The organism is Spongiactinospora gelatinilytica (assembly GCF_003236385.1).
Classification (GTDB): Bacteria; Actinomycetota; Actinomycetes; order Streptosporangiales; family Streptosporangiaceae; genus Spongiactinospora; species Spongiactinospora gelatinilytica.
This window is the reverse complement of record NZ_POUA01000668.1, coordinates 1-1,905: the sequence shown is the minus strand read 5'-3', so window position 1 is coordinate 1,905 and position 1,905 is coordinate 1. Positions and strand designations below refer to the sequence as shown.

Here is a 1,905-nt window from a genome sequence, read left to right as displayed (position 1 = left end):
CCCCCAACCAGGCCGCGCCCGATGGTTCCTCGCCACGATCACCTACACCGGAGCCACCGCCCGCACCCACCTCATCTTCGAGGAGACCACCGCAGGATGGCGGGTCGTGGCCGCGTCCCGTACGGACGGGCAGGTGCCACAGCCACACCTGGACGCCCAGGGCCAGGCCACCGCCCTGGACGCAGGCACCCGAACCGGCCTGATCGCCGACCCGCTCCAGGTCGCCCACGCCCACGGCTGGTCGGTCGCCAGCGCCCACCGCGCCAAGCAGGCACGGACCCTACTCGCCCCCGGCGAGCACACCACGCAGGCCGCCCGCGCCGTACTCGCCGACCGTGCCGTCCTACGCGGCCAGTGGTGGTTCCGCCACGCCGCCCGCGTCCTGCCGCCCATCTACGCGTTGCGCACCGCCGATGGCGGCGCGCTGGCCTGGTACGGCCTACACGACCGCCAGCGCTTCCTGCCCGCGACCGCCTCCCCCGCGCCCATCCGTTTCGCCAAGACCGAGCTGACCCGCCGCCCGTACTACACCCGCCGCGTCTCGATCGACCGCGCCGGATGGTTCCTCGCCGCCATCCCCCCGGCGGGCAGCCAGGCCAAGGCCGACATCATCGGCGCCTGGTCCCTCACCACCGCCGTGGACGGCGCCTGACATGAGCCACCTTCTCGCCTTCACCGTCGCCGCCGCCGTCCCCCTCGCCCACGCGACCGTCCAGCGCCTACGCCACCGCCGCCTTACCCGCGACGCCCGCTGCGTCGAGATCCTCGCCCCACCGGCCGCCGACATGCCCGCTGCCGAAACGCTCTGGGGCAACCTCATCGGCTTGCTCCACCCAGCTTGGAAACGCCTGCTGGTCGGCCAGCCGCACCTCGCCTTCGAGTACCTCTTCGGCATCAACGGCGTCCGCATCCGGATCTGGGTGCCAGGCGTGATCCCACAACACCTGGTGGAACGCGCCGTCGAGGCCGCCTGGCCGTCCTGCCGTACCCGACCGGCCGACGCCACCCCGCCCGTCCCGCTCATCGGACGCGCGATCGGCGGCAGCCTGCTGCCCGCCCGCGGCGAACGGCTGCCGATCCGGCACGGCCACGGCATCGACCCGCTCCGCGCCCTGCTCGGCGCGGCAACCGGCATGCCACAGTGGCAACACGCTGCCGTCCAGATCTTGGCCCGCCCTGCCACCGGCAGACGCCTTTCCGGCCTCCCACTCCTCGTCCGACCAGTACGCGCTGTACTCGACCTCATCACCCCCGGCCACGGCTACCACCCGACCCCCGACCGGGTGGCCAGGCTGGAGGAGTCCGCCGAAGCCCGAGCCATCCGCGACAAGGCGCAACGACCCCGCTACGAAGTCGCCATCCGCTACGCCGTACAAGCCGACGACCCACGCTCCGCCCGGCGCGCCCTCACCGGCCGCGCCCACGCCATCGCATCGGCCTTCGCCCTCTACAACGGGCACAACCGCCTGCAACGCCACCGCCTGCCCGCCCCGGCCCGCCGACTCGCCGACCGCCGACTCGGCCGCGGCTTCCTGCTCTCCGTCCCCGAACTGGCCGCGCTCGCCCACCTCCCGCTCGACCCCGCCGTACCCGGGCTGACCCGCGCGGGCGCCAACAGCGTCCCGCCGACACCGGCCATCCCGGTGACCGGCAAGATCCTGGGCGTCTCCGACGCCGGCCACGCACGCCCCGTCGCGCTGCGGGTGGCCGACTCCTGCCACCACGTCCACGTCCTCGGCCCCAACGGAACCGGCAAATCCACCCTCCTCGCCCAGATGATCCTGTCCGACGTCCAGGCCGGGCGCGGCACGGTGGTCATCGAAGCCAAGGGTGACCTGGTCCGCGATCTCCTCGGACTCATCCCACCCGAGCATGCCGCCAAGGTCGTCCTGATCGACCCCGACG

2 protein-coding genes are annotated in these 1,905 nt (G+C 73.5%); both read left to right on the top strand.

What is annotated here, in order from left to right; genetic code table 11:
• Positions 1-652: DUF8094 domain-containing protein (locus C1I98_RS42325; protein WP_158558394.1), on the top strand; the 652-nt coding region annotated here is incomplete at its 5' end.
• Between the two features lies 1 nt (position 653).
• Positions 654-1,905: DUF8128 domain-containing protein (locus C1I98_RS38430; protein ID WP_497846288.1), on the top strand; the 1,252-nt coding region annotated here is incomplete at its 3' end.